At 50.9% G+C, this 17,193-nt stretch carries 14 protein-coding genes; 11 read left to right on the forward strand and 3 right to left on the reverse strand.

Annotation, left to right across the window (positions count from 1 at the left end):
* Positions 1-8 precede the first annotated feature (8 nt).
* Genes O9139_RS18390 through gyrA form a run of 4 tightly spaced genes read left to right on the forward strand, consistent with a single transcriptional unit; the run spans position 9 to position 6,422 of the window.
* Positions 9-968: an ABC transporter ATP-binding protein gene (locus O9139_RS18390; protein ID WP_270880928.1), complete on the forward strand. Its 960-nt coding sequence runs from the start codon at positions 9-11 to the stop codon at positions 966-968.
* Complete coding sequence (locus O9139_RS18395) at positions 961-1,953, forward strand: ABC transporter permease (RefSeq protein WP_270880929.1); 993 nt, start codon at positions 961-963, stop codon at positions 1,951-1,953. Before O9139_RS18390 ends, O9139_RS18395 begins: the two co-directional genes overlap by 8 nt.
* A 29-nt stretch (positions 1,954-1,982) precedes the next feature.
* On the forward strand, positions 1,983-3,956 hold the full coding sequence (parE, locus tag O9139_RS18400; protein ID WP_270880930.1) for a DNA topoisomerase IV subunit B: 1,974 nt from the start codon (positions 1,983-1,985) through the stop codon (positions 3,954-3,956).
* Between the two features lie 24 nt (positions 3,957-3,980).
* On the forward strand, positions 3,981-6,422 hold the full coding sequence (gene gyrA / locus O9139_RS18405; protein WP_270880931.1) for a DNA gyrase subunit A: 2,442 nt from the start codon (positions 3,981-3,983) through the stop codon (positions 6,420-6,422).
* Here gyrA and O9139_RS18410 read toward each other — a convergent pair.
* Positions 6,413-6,580 carry a hypothetical protein gene (locus tag O9139_RS18410; protein WP_270880932.1) on the reverse strand — a complete coding sequence of 56 codons (168 nt, stop codon included), beginning with the start codon at positions 6,578-6,580 and terminating at the stop codon, positions 6,413-6,415. The genes gyrA and O9139_RS18410 overlap by 10 nt on opposite strands.
* A 251-nt stretch (positions 6,581-6,831) precedes the next feature.
* On the opposite strand from O9139_RS18410, the gene O9139_RS18415 reads away from it, so the two are divergent.
* The gene (locus O9139_RS18415; protein ID WP_270880960.1) at positions 6,832-7,236 is read left to right on the forward strand and encodes a MarR family winged helix-turn-helix transcriptional regulator; all 405 of its coding nucleotides are present in this window, start codon (positions 6,832-6,834) and stop codon (positions 7,234-7,236) included.
* Positions 7,237-7,282: 46 nt separating this feature from the next.
* Here the strand turns inward: O9139_RS18415 and O9139_RS18420 are convergent, their stop codons facing one another.
* Together O9139_RS18420 and O9139_RS18425 are read right to left on the reverse strand one after the other, a co-directional pair.
* A complete protein-coding gene (locus tag O9139_RS18420; protein WP_270880933.1) occupies positions 7,283-7,996 on the reverse strand; it encodes an RluA family pseudouridine synthase in 714 nt (237 codons plus the stop codon).
* Between the two features lie 2 nt (positions 7,997-7,998).
* A complete protein-coding gene (locus O9139_RS18425; protein WP_270880934.1) occupies positions 7,999-8,865 on the reverse strand; it encodes a class I SAM-dependent methyltransferase in 867 nt (288 codons plus the stop codon).
* 503 nt (positions 8,866-9,368) lie between these two features.
* On the opposite strand from O9139_RS18425, the gene glgB reads away from it, so the two are divergent.
* The 6 genes from glgB to cls all read left to right on the forward strand — a co-directional run bounded on the left by glgB (position 9,369) and on the right by cls (position 17,155).
* The gene (gene glgB / locus O9139_RS18430) at positions 9,369-11,378 is read left to right on the forward strand and encodes a 1,4-alpha-glucan branching protein GlgB (RefSeq protein WP_270880935.1); all 2,010 of its coding nucleotides are present in this window, start codon (positions 9,369-9,371) and stop codon (positions 11,376-11,378) included.
* Entirely contained in the window at positions 11,321-12,469 is a 1,149-nt protein-coding gene (locus tag O9139_RS18435; protein WP_270880936.1) for a glucose-1-phosphate adenylyltransferase, read from the forward strand. Before glgB ends, O9139_RS18435 begins: the two co-directional genes overlap by 58 nt.
* A gap of 6 nt (positions 12,470-12,475) precedes the next feature.
* Entirely contained in the window at positions 12,476-13,585 is a 1,110-nt protein-coding gene (glgD, locus tag O9139_RS18440) for a glucose-1-phosphate adenylyltransferase subunit GlgD (protein ID WP_270880937.1), read from the forward strand.
* Between the two features lie 111 nt (positions 13,586-13,696).
* Positions 13,697-15,130: a glycogen synthase GlgA gene (gene glgA / locus O9139_RS18445; protein ID WP_270880938.1), complete on the forward strand. Its 1,434-nt coding sequence runs from the start codon at positions 13,697-13,699 to the stop codon at positions 15,128-15,130.
* A 140-nt stretch (positions 15,131-15,270) separates the two neighbouring features.
* Entirely contained in the window at positions 15,271-15,462 is a 192-nt protein-coding gene (locus tag O9139_RS18450) for a hypothetical protein (protein WP_270880939.1), read from the forward strand.
* 235 nt (positions 15,463-15,697) lie between these two features.
* Positions 15,698-17,155 (forward strand): cardiolipin synthase, encoded by a 1,458-nt coding sequence (gene cls, locus O9139_RS18455; RefSeq protein WP_270880940.1) that lies wholly within the window; start codon positions 15,698-15,700, stop codon positions 17,153-17,155.
* Positions 17,156-17,193 lie beyond the last annotated feature (38 nt).

Genomic DNA, 17,193 nt, shown 5'->3' on the forward strand with positions numbered 1-17,193 from the left:
GCGTCAAGATGACAGCTTCAGCGGATTCCCCAAGAACAACGGTATTGTCCGTTACAAATGTAAAAAAGCGCATTAAGAACAAAGAGATTATTAAAGGCATCTCATTTGACGTATACGCCGGCGAAATCTTCGGTTTTCTCGGACCTAACGGCTCCGGCAAAACGACGACGATCCGCATGCTCGTCGATTTGATCCGCCCGACGGAAGGGTCGATTCAGATCTGCGGCTTTGACGTTCATGAGCAGCACGATCAGGCGATGCGGCATGTCGGCTGCATTGTGGAAAATCCCGAACTTTACTCGTATTTGACCGGTTGGGAGAACCTCGAACACTTCGCCAACATGCTGCCGGATGTCGATGCGCAGCGCATTGCGGAAGTCGTGGAGATCGTCTCGATGGATGCGCGGATTCATGATAAAGTGAGGACTTATTCCCTCGGAATGCGTCAGCGATTGGGCATAGCCCAAGCGCTTTTGGGTCGTCCCAGCCTGCTCATTCTGGACGAGCCGACGAACGGACTTGATCCCCAGGGGATCAAAGAAATGCGGGAGTTCATTCAACGCTTGGCCGCAGGCGGTCTCAGCTTATTCGTGTCCAGCCATTTGCTCAGCGAAATTCAGCAGATGTGCGATCGTGTGGCGATCATCAGCCATGGCGAAGTCATTCAAGTCGGCGCGGTCGATGAGCTTGTCGCGCAAGGAGGGCAGGTCGTTTGGTCCTTGGCCCCGGCCGCGCAAGCGGAGGAGCTGCTGGGCGCAGCGTCAGCGGTGACCGCTCTGGAGCGGTTGGACGATGTTCACATCGTGGCGGATGGGGCGTATTTTCAGGCGCAAATGAACCAAGAACATGTGCCGCTAGTCACAAAACAATTAATTGATGCAGGAATTCGCCTATATGCTGTTGAAATCAAAAATCCGACGCTCGAAGATTTGTTCTTGAGCCTGACAGAGGGTGAACGAATTGGGTAGTATGTATGCGCTCGTCCGCAACGAATGCATCAAGATGATTAAGAAAAAGCGATTTTATGTCATCCTGCTTATTCTGCTGGCCCTCATCCCTATGTTTACATATGCCCAGCTGCGGGTGGCGCAGCAGGCGCAAAAGCAGTTTGGCACGACGGATTGGAAGACGGATCAGCGGCAAAAAATTGCCGACTGGGAGAAGCGCTTAAGTTCGGCGCGTACGCCCGACGAATGGAAGCAGCAGCTGCGCGTACGCATCCAGATCGCCAACTATTATTTGGACAAAGGGGTTGACCCGAGCTCGCCGAATGCGGTAACCTTTACCCGCGAGTTCGTTAAAAATGCCGTCGGATTATTCATTCCGCTCATCATTATGGTCATTTCCGCTGATATCGTATCATCAGAGCATTCTACGGGGACTATTAAATTATTGTTGACAAGACCGGTTAGGCGTTGGAAAATCCTATTGAGTAAATTAATTACCGTTGTGTTCTTCACCTCGCTAACCGTATTGTCCACCGGCGTGCTGTGTTACTTGATTTCCGGGCTTGTTTTCGGTTATAACGGATGGACGATGCCAGTATTTACCGGGATCCAATTATCGGGCTCAGACGTCGATTTCAGTCTTGTCCGCGCAGTGGATCAATGGTTCTTCCTGCTGATGGAGATGGGGCTTGTCTGGTTCTCGGCGATCGTCGTAGCGCTGATGTCCTTGATGCTGTCCGTGCTGATCCGCTCCACGGCTGCAGGCATGGGCGTTATGCTGGCGGTATTAATCTCTGGCACCATTCTCTCGAACATGGTATCCTCCTGGGAGACAGCGAAATATTTATTCATGGTGAATCTGGACCTGACGAATTATTTAACAGGCGGCGTGCCGCCGATTCAAGGAATGAATTTAACTTTTTCTTTAAGCGTATTGAGCATCTGGGCGATCGCTTCGCTCATCGTCTCGTTTACGGTGTTTACACGCAAAGATATTTTGAATTAATGGTTGTTTAGATAAAAAGGAGGGCTTCGATGACCGAGCAGCTAGAAGTATTCACAAATGTTAACGCGACGGCGTCGGAATATAGTGCTGATGATATTCAGGTACTGGAAGGACTCGCTGCGGTGCGCAAAAGGCCGGGGATGTATATCGGCAGCACAAGCACATCGGGTTTGCACCACCTGATTTGGGAAATCGTCGACAACGCGGTTGACGAACATCTGGCCAAGTTTTGCACGAAAATCAATGTGACGATTCATAAGGATAATTCCATCACAGTGCAGGATAACGGACGGGGAATTCCGACCGGCTTGCATAAGACAGGGATTCCAACGCCGCAGGTCGTTTTTACGATTCTCCATGCAGGAGGTAAGTTCGGCGGAGCCGGTTATAAGAAATCCGGCGGATTGCACGGTGTAGGCGCTTCCGTAACGAACGCCCTTTCGGAGTGGCTGGAAGTTGAAATTTATCGCGATAGCAAAATCCACAAAATGCGGTTCGAATACTGGGTGGATGATGCAGGGGTTGAGCATGTCGGCGAGCCTGTAACCGGGCTTGAAGTTATCGGCAATACGAACCGTACGGGTACTAAAGTTACGTTTAAACCGGATAAGCGCGTATTCCAAGGGGGAACAACGATCAACTATGACACGCTCTCCGAGCGTTTGCAGGAAATCGCCTTCTTGAATTCCGGCCTGCAGGTCAACTTGAAGGATGAACGTACGGACAAGCAAGAGTCCTTCCAGTATGAAGGCGGCGCCAGCCAATTCGTTGCTTTCCTGAATGAAGAGAAGACCGTGCTGCATCCGGTCATCCACTTTGAAGCGGAGCGGGACGAGATCGAAGTCGAAGTCGCGCTGCAGTATAACGACGGCTATACCGAGACGATCGCCTCGTTCGTGAACTCCATCCCGACGCGCGGCGGCGGCACGCATGAGACAGGCTTCAAGACGGCGTATACGCGCGTGATGAATGAATATGCCCGCAAGGGGGGCATTCTCAAAGAAAAAGATAAAAATTTGGATGGCACCGACTTGCGTGAAGGTATGATGGCGGTCATCAACATTAAGATGGGCGAGGTCGAATTCGTCGGCCAGACGAAAGACCAGCTCGGCAGCGCGATTGCCCGCAGTGCCGTTGACGCCGTGGTTTCAGACAAAATGTCCGTATTCCTGGAAGAGAATCCGCAAGTCGCGCAAATGATGCTGAAAAAGGCGGTACAGGCTTCCAAAGCGCGTGAAGCTGCGCGCAAAGCCCGCGAAGAAATCCGCAGCGGCAAGAAGGGCAAGAGCGAGAGCTCGAACCTAGGTGGCAAGCTGACACCTGCCCAGTCCAAAGATTATGAGCGCAATGAGCTGTTCATCGTTGAAGGGGACTCGGCCGGCGGTTCAGCGAAGCAGGGCCGCGATTCGAAGTATCAAGCGATTCTCCCGCTCAAAGGGAAGCCGATGAATCCGGAAAAAGCGAAGCTGCTCGACATTATGAAAAATGATGAGTACAAGGCCATCATCGCCGCAATTGGTGCAGGCGTGGGCTCAGAATTCGAGTCGGATGAAGCCAATTACGGCAAAATTATTATTATGACGGATGCGGATACAGATGGCGCTCACATCCAGGTACTGCTGCTGACGTTCTTCTACCGCTACATGAAGCCGTTGATCGATGCGGGAAAAGTGTATATCGCCCAGCCACCGCTGTACAAGGTGACCAAAAAAGGCGGCAAAAACGCAGGGCTGCGCTACGCCTGGACCGACGATCAGCTGCAGGTGATCATGAAAGAATTCGGTAAAAATAGCGAGCTCCAGCGGTACAAAGGACTTGGCGAGATGAATCCTGAGCAGTTGTGGGAAACGACCATGAATCCGGAAAGCCGCACACTGCTGCAAGTGCAGATTGAAGATGCGGCTAAAGCGGAGCGCCGGGTAACGACATTGATGGGCGACAAGGTAGATCCGCGCAAACGCTGGATTATCGAGAATGTCGACTTTACCGAATACGAAGAGTAGACCAAAAAGAGTGGTGACTGAAAGTTGAGCATGTTGGAGAATTTTTTACCCGCTTATCTGGAGGAGGTCGTAGGCGATCGCTTCGGCCGTTATTCCAAATATATTATTCAGGACCGTGCCATTCCTGACGTTCGCGATGGGCTGAAACCGGTGCAGCGCCGGATTTTGTACGCGATGTACGATGCCGGCAATACGCCGGATAAACCATACCGCAAATCGGCGAAAACGGTTGGTGACGTGATGGGGAACTACCATCCGCACGGCGATTCCTCGATTTACGAAGGCATGGTGCGCATGGCGCAGCCGTGGAAAATGGCGCATACGCTGATCGACGGCCACGGGAACTGGGGATCGATCGATGACGATCCGGCCGCGGCGATGCGTTACACCGAGGCGCGGCTGTCCGAAATCGCCATGGAGCTTCTGCGCGATATTGAGAAGCGCACCGTACTGTTCAAAGATAACTTCGACAATACAACCAAGGAGCCTGTCGTGCTTCCGGCGCGTTATCCGAACTTACTGGTCAATGGTGTGAGCGGCATCTCCTCAGGCTTTGCGACGGAAATTCCGACGCATAACTTGCGCGAGATCATTGATGCTTGCGTCGCAATGATCGACAAGCCTGACATCACGGTCGAAGAGCTGATGGCGATTGTCAAAGGCCCGGATTTTCCGACCGGCGGTATTATCATGGGCGAGGAGGGAATTCGCGAAGCATATCGCACGGGCAAAGGCCGAATCTATGTACGTTCCCGGACGGCGATCGAAGATTTGCGTGGCGGCAAGCAGCAAATCGTCATTACCGAAATTCCGTATCAAGTCGTGAAGTCGCGTCTTGTAACCGCCATGGAGAACATCCGCCTGGAGAAAAAGGTGGAAGGTATCGCCGAAGTTCGCGACGAGAGCGGTCGCAACGGATTGCGTATCGTCGTGGAGCTAAAGAAGGATGCAGATGCACAGGGGATTTTGGCATATTTGCTAAAAAAGACCGATTTACAGGTGACCTACAACTTCAACATGGTGGCCATCGTCAATAAAGCGCCACGCCAGCTGGGCATTCGAGAGATGCTGGAGGCGTATATCGAGCATCAGAAGGAAGTGGTCACGCACCGCTCCCAATATGAGCTGGAAAAAGCGGAAGACCGCGCGCACGTCCTGGAAGGACTCGTGAAGGCGCTGAACATTCTGGATGACGTCATTGCGACAATTAAGGCGTCCAAGAACCGCCAAGATGCGCAAAACAACCTCGTGGCGAAGTTTGGCTTCTCCGAGCGGCAAGCGGATGCGATTCTCGTGCTCCAACTTTACCGTTTGACGAATCTCGAAATTACGTCGCTGGAAAAAGAACTGAAAGAGGTCGAGAAAACGATCGCGCATTTACGTGGCATCCTAGGCAGCTTGAAGAAACTGCTCGGCGTCATTAAAGACGAAATCGGCGATATTCGTAAAAAGTACGGAATAGACCGGCGGTCAGAGATTCAAGGCGAGGTTGAAGAGCTGAAAGTGAACCTGGAAGTCATGGTTACGCCTGAGGACGTTCTCGTGACACTGTCCAATGAGGGCTACTTGAAACGGACGAGCAAACTGTCGTTCACCCGTTCTGGTGGCGAATTAGACAGCACAGGGCTCAAGGAAGGCGATTACGTGCGCTTCCTGTTGGATGTCAATACGATTGAAAGCCTGCTCATCTTCACGCAAAAAGGCCAGTACTTTTTGCTGCCTGTCCATCAGGTGCCTGAGTACAAATGGAAAGAGAATGGGACGGCAATCGTCAACGTTATACCGATTTCCAAGGAAGACCGCATCATCAGCGTCATTCCGGTCAAAGGCTTCGATGAGCCGGGGAAATCGCTGGTGTTTGTCACCCGCAAAGGCCAGGTGAAGCGGACAGAGCTGAAAGAGTATATGACGAACCGCTCAAGCGGAATCGTAGCGTGCAAGCTGAGCGAGCAGGACGAAGTGCTGCAGGTTATTTTGAGCGATAATACGAAAGAAATTTTGCTGGTGACGAAGCTCGGGATGAGCATCCGCTTCCGTGAAGAGGAAGTGAACGCGATGGGCCGGGCAGCTGCCGGCGTCCGCGGCATCCAACTCAAAGATGACGATGAGGTGATCGCAGCGGAGTGGATCTATGGCGATGAAGGCGAAGTTCTCGTCATTTCGGATCTCGGCTATGCGAAGCGTTCGCTCGTGGTCGATTATCCGATTCAGGGCCGCGGCGGTAAAGGCATTCTGACATTTGAGTTCAAAGAAGGCAAGCGCGTGAGACCGAACGGATCAGGGTTGATCGGCACCTTTATTGTGAAGATGGATTATACGGTAGTAGCCATTATGAGCAATGGTGAAAAAATTCGCTTCTCTACAGAGACGGCGCCGCTCGAAGACCGCAAATCCCAAGGCAAGCAAGTCGTATCTGCTACGAAGACGGAAACGATTCTCAACGTGCTGCGATTCCCTCAATCGTAACTGACGGTAGGCGGATCCAGCTTCTCCATAAGTTGAAAAGCAATCTCCAATAAGACCCACAGGGGCATCGGTTCGTCCAATCGATCCAGCCACTGTGGGTCTTTGATTATGCCCGACTGCAGCGCTTTTTGGCCTAGCTCTATTTTCCAAGCTTCCACCTTAAGTCACTCCTCTGTGTTTAATCTACAAGCCCGATTGTGCAGTATATGTCGCAGTGCGCCCAAATGTTAATCGTGACTTCGCCAACACCATGATGTTACACATTTCCAAGGCAATCCATAGGAATCGACAGCACAATTGGTGGAAAATGTCAAGTCTTGTCTGAAAGTATTAATGCCGTTAATCTTTAAACCTCTTATAGGGCATGATATACTAGAAATAGGAGTAATTTGGAAGAGAGTTGATGATCATGTATTCCGATGAATTCGGAAAGTTATGGCAGAGGCTGTCCAAAGAATTAAAGTCGCAAATGGAATCCGGTCTGGCCCCCACCTTAACGGAAGGACAACTTGGCGTACTAGAGCTGCTTAACTTGAACGATCGTATGAAGCCCTCCGACTTAATCGAACACTTGTCAACAACACCGGCGGCGGTTACGACGCTGCTGGACCGCATGGAGAAGAATGAATTGATCGTGCGGGAGAGGGATGAGAAAGACCGCCGTATCGTTTGGGTAAATGTGACCGACAAAGGAAAAGCGGAACGCGAGCGGGGCATCGTTGTCCGTGAACAATTGTTGGATACGTACCTCAGTCGCGTTTCCGCTCATAATCAGAAACTGCTTATTTATTTATTGGGGAAGGTCGCGAATTAATTCGGACCTGATCCCGTGCTGTGCAGTAAGATTGCAGGGCTGCAAGTTAGTAGTTGTCGCTTGCAAACAAGAACCACGGGTGCTGCTCCGGCGGCACCGAACGAAAGCGCAGCTCCTCCTTGAGCGTCGGATGCTCGAAGGCCAGTTCCGTCGACCAGAGGGCTAGCTGCTGGCCGGGCTTGTTGACCGTGCTTCCGTAGCGCTGGTCGCCGTATAACGGGCAGCCCGTCGCCGCCAGCTGGACGCGGATTTGATGCGGCCGCCCGGTGTGCAGCTTGATCTTGATCAAGCTGAAGCCGTCGGCGCTGCCGAGCGTTTGATAGTCCAACACGGCCTCTTTGGCGTCCGGCTGGCCTTGTTTGACCACGCTGACGGTATTCGTCCGCGTGTCTTTGCGAAGAAAGTGCCGCAGCGTCGCTGCAGGCTGCGGCGGCTTGCCGTGAACGACAGCAACATACGTCTTGTCGAACTGTCTTGTCCGCACCGCGTCCGACAAACGGGACGCGGCTTTTGACGTTTTGGCGAACACCATCACGCCGCCAACAGGACGGTCCAGCCGGTGCACAAGCCCGAGGTAGACGTTCCCTGGTTTGTGGTGCCGGTGCTTGAGATCCGCTTTCAGCACGCTGAGCAGATCCGGGTCGCGCGACTCGTCCTCCTGCGTCGGCATGTTGACGGGCTTGACCACCACGAGAATATGGTTGTCTTCATACAGAATCGGAATGCTTGCTGCTTCCGAGACATCCTTAGGTCCTGCCACCGTCACGCCTCCCAGCGGCCGAGAATGCCGCAAGGCAGCATCAAGCCGGAATGGGTGATCGGCAGCCCGATTTCACCGCTGGAGATGGTGCCGCCGTGCTTGGCCTTCATCGCCATGGACAGGATGTTGTGCAGAACCGTTGACGAAATGCCGGTCGTGTAGGAGTTAATGAGCAGGAACAACGGATTATCCGTCAAAATGGACATGCAGGTCTGGATGAACGGGTAGAGGTCGTCCTCCAGCTTCCAGGTTTCGCCATTAGGTCCGCGCCCGTAAGATGGCGGATCCATGATAATCGCGTCGTATTTGACACCGCGGCGCTGTTCCCGCTGGACGAATTTAAATACATCGTCGGTGATGAAGCGGACCGGACGGCTGCCAAGCCCGGACAGGTGCAGGTTCTCCTTCGCCCACTGGACGACGCCTTTAGAGGCATCCACGTGGCATACTTCGGCGCCAGCATATGCGCAAGCGAGCGATGCGCCTCCTGTATAGGCGAACAGATTCAACACTTTGATCGGGCGGCCGGCGTTTTGGATTTTTTCAATCATCCATTTCCAGTTCACCGCTTGCTCGGGAAATAATCCGGTATGCTTGAAGCCGGTCGGCTTGATGTAGAACGTCAGCTTCTCGTCATAGGTGATCGTCCAGCGCTCAGGCAGCTCGGTGCGGTACTGCCACTGGCCGCCGCCGCTGGAGCTGCGGTGATAGTGCGCGTCTGCGGTCCGCCAAGGCTGCGTTTCTTTCTCCAGCGGCCAAATAATTTGTGGGTCGGGTCTGCGGAGCACGTAAGTGCCCCAGCGCTCCAGCTTTTCGCCGCCGCCTGTATCGAGAAGTTCATAATCGAGCCAATTTTTTGCATAAAACATGCTATAATCCATCCTTCAACTTATTTACTTCTGAACTTCAATGCGCCATTGATGTGCTGTAGGTTCAGATCCTGATTAAATATCCATTGTACACCATTTATTGACCTAAATCGATATTTTCAACCAAAATGCTTGGGAGAATCAGCTGATGTTTGAAAAAAACGAGTTGTGTAGTTGATATGGGCAGCGATGACGGTGGCGATGGCCGCAGCGCTCTCCTAAGCTCTCGCTAATGCCGTGTCTGATACGCTGCGGTTACCGAATGCTACACGCACACTGTGGTTCTTTTTCCGCATCATCTGCATATACTTGAGATTTCGGAAGGCTGCTTTGCGTGGTCGTACATATAAGCGCGATAGCTAGTATTTTAAAGTTGTATGAAGTTTCATGAATTTCCTGTTTTTATTCTTCTTACTTAAAGGAATTCTTTGTCTGTTTGTAGTATTTGTTGTAAGAGGAGTGCGTAAGCATTTCGCTTTGAAGAATAGCTGAATAGGGGGGATATGGTGAAGAGCAGCGTGATTCCCAGCTCAGAGGATTTATTTTTGCTTCATGAAGGCTCCCTGCACCACAGCTATAAGCTTTTAGGGGCGCATGTTTGTAAAATTCCGGGTCAGGCAGGAGTGCGATTTGCCGTATGGGCGCCGAATGCCAGACAGGTTCATGTCGTCGGCGATTTCAACGGCTGGAAGTCCGGGAGTCATGTCATGGAACGCATCAGCACGTTAGGTGTCTGGTTGCTGCTAATTCCGGAAGCCCGCGCAGGCGACTTTTACAAGTATGAAATTCATACTGAATCCGGACGCATTCTTTTGAAAGCTGATCCTTATGCCTTTTATTCTGAGCTCCGTCCTGGTACGGCTTCACGGGTCTATGACCTCGAAGGCTACGATTGGCAGGATCAATCGTGGCAGCAGCGCAAGCAGGAAGATGGCGCTATTTACAACAAGCCCTTGTCGATTTATGAAGTGCACCTCGGCACATGGCGGAAGAAAGACAGGCACAGCGAAGAACTGTATACATACGAGCAGCTCGCTGATGAATTGATCGATTACGCCATCGAAATGGGCTACACCCATCTTGAGGTAATGCCGCTGGCTGAGCATCCGTTTGACCGTTCCTGGGGCTATCAAGCGACAGGCTATTATTCAGTGACCAGCCGCCATGGGACACCTACGGATTTCATGCGCTTCGTGGACCGCGCTCACCAGCGTGGACTCGGCGTCATTATGGATTGGGTACCTGGCCACTTTTGCAAGGACGATCACGGACTGCGGCAGTTTGACGGCAAGGCGCTCTATGAATACCAGGATCCGCGCAAAGCGGAGAAGGTGGAGTGGGGCACGCTGACGTTCGACTTCGGCAGACCGGAAGTACAGAGCTTTTTAATCTCCAATGCAGTTTTCTGGATGGACATGTACCACATTGATGGAATCCGCGTGGATGCTGTCGCCAGCATGCTTCATCTGAACTTCGGCCGCTGGAACGAAGCACCGATCCGCAACCAATTCGGAGGTCTCGACAATCCGGAAGCCGTAGCTTTTTTACGCAAATTGAATCAAGTTATTTTCTCCTATTACCCGCACGCACTGATGATGGCTGAAGACTCCACAGATTGGCCGTTGGTAACAGCTCCCGTCCATGACGGAGGCCTTGGTTTTAATTACAAATGGAACATGGGCTGGATGAACGACATGCTCCGCTATATGAAATTAGATCCGATCCATCGAAGATATCATCACAAGCTCATTACATTTTCCTTCATGTATACATTCTCTGAAAATTATATTTTGCCGCTCTCGCACGATGAAGTTGTTCACGGCAAGCGGTCGCTTCTTCATAAGATGCCCGGCGACTATTGGCAGAAATTTGCCAACTTGCGCGCCTTATACGGGTATATGTCGGGTCACCCCGGGAAAAAGCTGCTTTTCATGGGCAGTGAATTCGGTCAATTTGATGAATGGAAAGATATGGAAGAATTGGATTGGTTCCTGCTTGAGAAATATGACATGCATCGCAAGATGCATCAATATGTGAAGCAGCTTAATCACTTCTATCTACAGGAACCGGCTCTCTGGGAGCTGGATCACCACCCCGACGGGTTCGAGTGGATCAATCCGCATGATGAAACCCAAAGCGTCGTTACATTTATGCGCAAAGGCAAGAAGCCTGAGGATGACTTGATTCTGATCTGCAACTTTACACCTGTCGTCCATCCGGATTATCGAATCGGTGTTCCGCGACCTGGCAAATACAAGGAAGTATTTAACAGCGATTCCACCGAATTCGGCGGATCCGGCCAAGGTAACCCGGTACCCCGTTCAAGTGATCCAAAGCCATGGCACCGAATGCCTTATAGTCTGGCTCTCTGTATCCCGCCGCTTGCGGCTGTATATATCAAATGCATCGAAGTGTTTCAATCAGAGCTTGAGGATGATAAAGGGGGAAATCAGCTATGCGCAGCAAAGAATGTGTTGCCATGCTCCTCGCTGGAGGAGAAGGACGAAGATTAGGCGTACTGACGAACAATTTGGCCAAACCAGCCGTACATTTCGGTGGGAAATACCGGATTATCGATTTTACGCTTAGTAATTGTACGAATTCTGGCATCGATACAGTCGGGGTGCTTACACAATATCAGCCACTTGTTTTGAATTCCTATATCGGAATTGGAAGCTCCTGGGACTTGGACCGCAAATATGGCGGCGTGACGGTACTTCCTCCTTTCATGAAGCAAAAAGGTGGCGACTGGTACAAAGGCACAGCGGATGCGATTTTCCAAAATATCGGATTTATCGAGCAGTATGACCCTGAATATGTGTTGGTTATCTCCGGTGACCACATCTATAAAATGGATTACGACAAAATGCTGAATTTCCATAAGCAGAAGCAAGCGGACGCCACGATTGCCGTCATTGAAGTGAAATGGGAGGAAACGAGCCGCTTCGGCATCATGAGCGTTGACGAAGAGCAAGCGATTACGGAATTTGCCGAGAAGCCGAAGGCGGCGAACAGCAATTTGGCTTCGATGGGCATCTATATTTTCAACTGGAGCGCGCTGAAGCAGTATTTGATGAACGACGATCAGAATGCGAGTTCCAGCAAAGATTTCGGCAAGGACATTATTCCAACCATGCTGGCCGATCAGGCTCGGATGTACGCTTATCCGTTCGATGGCTACTGGAAAGACGTCGGTACGATCGACAGTCTGTGGGAAGCGAATATGGATTTGCTCGACGACGGCAATGAGCTGAACCTGAACGACAAGAACTGGCGCGTCTACTCGCAGTCGCCATATCAGCCTGCGCAATACGTTGCGCCTACGGCGAATGTGAAACGCTCACTCGTCAACGAGGGCTGCGCGATTTTCGGCGATGTTGACCATTCCGTATTGTTCTACGGTGTGCAGATTGGGGAGGGCAGCGTCATTCGCGACTCCGTGATCATGCCGAACGTCAAGATTGGCAACAATGTCACCATTCATAAAGCGATCATCGGTGAAAATACGGTCGTTGAAGATGGTGCTGTTGTTGACGGCAATGGGGAAATTGTTTTGATAGGCGGCAATGAACGGGTTATCGCGACTGCAAATCAGAAAGGATGAGTTCAAATGAAGCATGTGATGGGTGTCATCAATTTAGTGAATGAACCAGATGATTTGGAGGAGTTAACTTATTTCCGCTGCCCGGCCTCGGTTCCTTATGGCGGCCGCTACCGGTTGATCGATTTTTCGTTATCCAACATGGTTAATTCGGGGATTGATAACGTAGCTGTGTTTACGCAGCACAAATATCGTTCCCTAATGGATCACTTAGGATCAGGCAAAGAATGGGACTTGGACCGCAAGCGCGGGGGGTTGTTCGTCCTTCCGTCCGTGCTGGATGAGCCTACGGGCATTTCCCGCGGAGACTTATACCAGTTCTACAGCCATCGCGATTATTTTTACCGTGGCAAAGAAGAGCTCGTCATTATTTCCCGCAGCCATATGGTGTGCAATATCGATCTGGAAGATGCTGTGCGCTATCATGAGGATACGCAAGCCGATATTACGGTTATTTACAAAGAGACCGACGAAGATATCCACGGCAAATTCCGCCGTCTGGCAGTCAAAGAGAACGGCCAAGTGACCTTGATGGAAGATCACACCGGCCGGCTGCGCACGAATAACGTGTCCATGGAAATGTACATCATGAGCAAAGCGCTGCTGCTGGACATGGTGGAGTCCTGCCTGGCCCAAGGCTATGACCATCTCGTGCGTGACGGCATTATGAAAAACATCGATAAGCTGAGTGTCTTCGGCTACAAGTTCAAAGGCTATCTCGGCGTCATTAATTCGATCCAAGGTTATTACAAACACAGCATGCAGCTGTTGAATCCGTCCGTATGGCGGGAACTGTTCTTCCAGAAGAAGCTGATCTATACGAAAGTGAAGGATGAGCCGCCTGCCAAATATTTGGAAAGCGCCGCAGTGAAAAATACGCTGATCGCCAACGGCTGCACCATTGAAGGCCGAGTGGAGAACAGTATTCTATTCCGGGGCGTCAAAATCCGCAAAGGCGCTTATGTGAAGAACAGCATTATTTTGCAAAACTGCGAGATCGAAGAGAACGTCATTATCGAAAATGCAATTCTGGATAAAGACGTCTTTATTAGCCGGGGACGCGTTCTGACCGGAGACAACAAGGCTCCATTCATCGCTGCGAAGACAAAAGTGATTTAAGGAAGATTTTTAGCTTCGCTATAAAATAAATGAGGACGGGGAAGCCGGCTGAAGCTGGTGCAGGATCGCGCCGTACGGCCTGGTTTCCGGTTCTCCAATAGGAGTGGAATCATGAGAGTCTTGTTTGTGGCTTCCGAAGCGGTGCCTTTTGCTAAAACGGGTGGATTGGCCGATGTGATCGGCTCCCTCCCGAAAGAGTTAACCCGCCAAGGGCTTGATGTGAGAGTCATGCTGCCGAAATATGGGAGTATTGCGGACGTGTATCGGGATGCGATGACAGCCGTCGCCACGTTCGAAATCTATGTAGGTTGGAGAAAGCAGTTCACCGGCATCGAAGTTTTGCAGCATGAAGGCGTGACGTACTATTTCGTGGACAACGAATACTATTTCCGCCGTTCAGGGCTTTACGGCTATGACGACGAGGCGGAGCGCTTTGCATTCTTCTGTCGGGGCGTGATTGAATCGCTGCCGATCATCGAGTTTCAGCCGGATATCATCCACTGTCATGATTGGCAAGCCGGAATGATCCCTGTGCTGTTGAAAGCCCACTACAGCCATCTGCCTTTCTTTAGCGGCATCAAGACGATCACAACGATCCACAATCTCAAATATCAAGGCGTATTCAGTCAGCAGCTGATGAAGGATTTGTTCGGCCTTAGCGATGACCATTTCACAGGGACTGCGCTGGAGCTGCATGGCGGCGCCAGCTTCCTGAAAGGCGGATTGCTGTACGCCGATAGGATCACGACGGTGAGCCAAACCTACGCAGAGGAAATTCAAACGCCTTATTTCGGCGAACATTTGGACAGCCTCCTGCGGCACCGCAGAGACCAGTTGATCGGCATTGTCAACGGGATCGATTATGAAGTGTTCGATCCGATGGGCGATACACATCTGGTCATGAACTATCGCGATTCGCTGCCCAAGAAGCAGCAGAATAAGCTGGCTCTACAGGAGCAGCTGGGCTTGCCGGTGCGCAGCGATGTGCCGATGATCGCATTGGTGACGCGCCTGGTTCAACAAAAAGGGCTGGATCTGATCCAGCATGTGCTCCCCGAGATTTTAGCGCTCGATATTCAGTTGGTCATCTTGGGAACCGGAGATCGCGTCTATGAGCAAATGTTTCGCGATGCCGCCTACTCGCATCCGGATAAAGTAGCGGCTCAGATCATGTTCAATGAAGGACTGGCCCATCAAATGTATGCGGCATCCGATTTGTTCTTGATGCCTTCGCAATTCGAGCCATGCGGCATCGGTCAGCTTATTGCGCTGCGTTATCGGTCCGTGCCGATTGTTAGGGAAACCGGCGGTCTCAAAGATACGGTTCAGCCGTACAATGAGTTTGCCGGCGAAGGAACCGGATTCACGTTCAGCAACTATAACGCCCATGATATGCTGCATACGATCAGACGGGCGGTGGACTTTTACCAGAACGACCGCGAAGCTTGGCTGCGTATTCAGCAGAACATGAAGAAGTGCGATTACAGCTGGAAGAAGTCGGCTCAGCAATATGTGAATGTGTATAAAGAGCTGAAAAAAGCATAGATTGCTAGAAATTGGGACTGTAGACTTATTTATCTGCAGTCTTTTTTCCTATTTGCGCTAATAAATCCAGACTAAAGTACCGATAACAAAACATATAGGGAAGACAGGAACAAAATTTAGAGAGAAAGGATCTGTATGTTTTGAAACGGACGCTTTGTTTGACCGATGTGGACTTGTACAATTGCATTCTTTTTCATACACCTGTTGAAGTCTGGTTCGATGGGGAGCTGGAGGATTCCGGATCGTTCATAGAAGCGTACACGGATGAGATTATTAAAGTAGGCGGCGTTTATTATATGCGCAAATTATGCCAAATTAATCGTATTGCATAATCATGAATAGACCCGCAAGTGTATGGGGGCGAACGTGAATAAGGCTGCTCTTTGTCATCCTGGATGATGAAGAGCAGCTATTTGGCGTTTGGGAGGAAGGCTCCCCTGCAATTGTATTTTATCGGACGATGCACGGGTCTTTGGCCCGATGGAATCGCAAGACAGCCGCCGACATGCAAATTTTTGAGATTTAGGTATAATATGCATATGAACTTTTATGATCTGGGGCGCTTATATGGGATGGATGACTAATCTTTTTTCTTTTTTATTTATCATCAACTTTATCCTGGCTTTGACGGTTGTTTTCTTAGAGCGGCGCAATGTGGCGGCCACATGGTCGTGGCTCATGGTGCTGCTCTTCATTCCGATCCTCGGCTTCGTGCTGTATGTCATCTTTGGCCAGAATCTGAGCCGCAGGAAGCTGTATAAATGGAATAAGCGCATGCTGGAGCGTGTCAAGCAGATCGCCGCGGACCAGCGCCAGCGGTTAACGGACGGGACGATGCCGTATCTTGATCCGATGGTTAGCCAATATCGTGATCTCATCTACATGAATGTGTCAACGAACGATTCATTTTTGACGCAGGATAATGATGTTCAAATTTTTACTGATGGCGTATCTAAGTTTGATAATCTGATCGCCAATATTGAGCAGGCCGAGTCTCACATTCATATCCAATATTATATCGTCAAAAATGATGACCTGGGCCGGCGCGTGATGGCAGCATTGACGCGCAAAGCAAGACAAGGGGTGCGAGTCCGATTTTTATATGACGATATCGGCTCCCGTTCGCTGAAGGACGCTTTCTTTAGGGAGTTCCTGCATGAGGGCGGGGAGATCGCGGCGTTCTTTCCTTCACGCATCCCGTACTTGAATTATCGCGTCAATTACCGCAATCACCGCAAATTGGTCATTATTGACGGTAAAATCGGTTATATGGGCGGTTTTAACATCGGCAACGAGTATTTGGGCCTGGATCCGCGATTCGGCTTCTGGCGGGATACGCATCTGCGCTTAACCGGGAGCGTGATTCGCTCGCTGCAATCCAGGTTCATTCTCGACTGGAATTTGGCTTCCTCCAGTCCGGTGGATATTGAATCGGGCATCTATTTCCCTGAATGGACGGAGCATGATGTCAGGGGGCAGGTGCCAATGCAAATCGTAGCCAGCGGCCCGAATGAAACGTGGCCGCATTTTGTCTTTACGTTTCTGAAAATGATTCATACGGCAAAAAAACGGATTTTGCTGCAAACGCCGTATTTCATTCCCGAGGAAAGCATGCTGAACGCCTTACGCATCGCTGCGCTGTCCGGCATTGATGTGCGCATCATGATTCCGCAGAAGGCCGATCATTTATTCGTGCACTGGGCTTCGCTGTATTATGTAGGTGAGCTCCTCCAGGCCGGCGTGAAGTGCTATTTATACGATTATGGCTTCCTGCATGCCAAAACGATTGTCGTTGACGGACAGATGGCTTCCGTCGGCACGGCGAACTTCGATATTCGCAGCCTGCGGCTTAATTTCGAGACGAATGCCATCATCTATCATGCGGAAACGGCGAAGAAGCTGGAAAACATTTTCTGGAGAGATATGGAAGGTTGCTTGGAGTTGACGATGGAGGCATATGATGAGCGCTCGTTGCGGATTCGATTTCTAGAATCGATCTCCAAGCTGATCTCGCCAATTTTGTAGCGCTGGTTTAGGAAAATTTAAGAAACGGATAAGGCGTT

The sequence above is a fragment of the Paenibacillus aestuarii genome (genome assembly GCF_027789125.1).
Taxonomy (GTDB): domain Bacteria; phylum Bacillota; class Bacilli; order Paenibacillales; family NBRC-103111; genus Paenibacillus_E; species Paenibacillus_E aestuarii.